1 protein-coding gene is annotated in these 1,441 nt (G+C 52.4%); it reads right to left on the bottom strand.

Going from position 1 to position 1,441, the window contains the following annotated elements; genetic code table 11:
* A partial coding sequence (locus G9G54_RS24775; RefSeq protein WP_238808440.1) for a condensation domain-containing protein occupies positions 1 to 1,441 on the bottom strand: 1,441 nt, incomplete at both ends.

The raw sequence follows: 1,441 nt of genomic DNA, 5'->3' as shown, positions 1-1,441 counted from the left end.
TTGACCAGCACACGCTCCTGACCGCTCCAGTTATATACCGCTGTGCCGAGTGCGGTTAACAGCAGATCATTGACCTCGGTGTGGTACGCACGGTGTACTTCTTGAAGCAACATCCGTGTTTCCTGCTCGCTCCAAGCCACAGTCACAGTCTCACTGTCTCTGATCAGAAAATGCTGCCCTTCCGCTCTTTCTTGATCCTTAGGCAACGATGCAATTTCTATTTGGGCAAGACGCTGCCAATATTCGCGTTCATTTTCGATCGCCGGACTATTCGCATATTGTGATAAGCGCTCTGCCCAAGCAGAGAAAGCGTCCGTTTTATAAGGCAGGCGAATCGCTTCTCCCCGCACGGCCTGCTCATATCCCGTGGCAAAATCCTCAAACACAATTCGCCACGAAATCCCGTCCACCACCAAATGGTGAATCGCAATCAGTAAATGATCTCCATCCATGCAGCGGAAAAGTCCCAGCTTCACCAGCGGTCCTTCGTCCAGACGAATGGAACTTTGGATGGCATTGGCTTTCATTTCAATGGCTGCTGCAACATCTGTAATGTTTTGCACATCCGTCAGATCTACAACGTCCAGACGATACAGCTCGCCTTCGTTCAAACCGCGATTCCACGCTTCATAGCCCTGTTCGGTCTGACGGAAGACCATACGCAAAGCATCATGATGCTCAGTTACCTTGGTCACCGTTTCACGCAATGCGGCTTCATCGAAGCCTTGCGCCCTATACAGCATCACCGATTGGTTGAAATAATGTGGCTCTGCTGAGGATTGTCCAAAGAACCATTGCTGAATCGGGGTCAATCTAACTGCCCCCGAAACCACCCGCTGATCGGCTGTGCGGCTGACCTTATGAACATGACCGCTCAGCAGCGAGATGGAAGGATATTGGAACAAATCCTTCATGTCCAGCTTGTAGCCCGCTTGCAGCAAACGGGAGGATACCTGGATCGCTTTGATCGAATCGCCGCCCAGATCAAAGAAATTATCCAAAATCCCGACTCTCTTCGTTCCTAATACAGCCTGCCAAATGGACACTAACGTCTGCTCCAGCGCTGTGCGCGGCTCTACATAGTCCGCTCCGCTTTGTAGGCTGCCTTCTGGTGCCGGCAGGGCCTTGCGGTCGATTTTACCGTTCGGCGTCAGCGGCATCTGCTCCAGCTGGATGAAATACGATGGCACCATGTAGTTTGGTAGCTCCTCACCCAGTAAACTGCGCAGCTCACCAGCGCTTACTTCCCGTTCAGCAACATAGTACGCCACCAGTTGGTTTTGCCCCTGTTCGTCCGCCTGGGCCAGTACGATGACCTCTTGTACGTCTTCCACTTTCAAAATTTGTGCCTCGACCTCGCCCAACTCGATCCGGTAGCCCCGGATTTTCACCTGATGGTCGATCCGGCCCAAATATTCGATGTTGCCGTCCGGCATCCATC

Source organism: Paenibacillus sp. EKM212P (assembly GCF_011066115.1).
GTDB lineage: Bacteria > Bacillota > Bacilli > Paenibacillales > Paenibacillaceae > Paenibacillus > Paenibacillus polymyxa_B.
The sequence above is the reverse complement of the archived record's forward strand: the minus strand, read 5'-3'. Positions and strand labels throughout refer to the sequence as shown.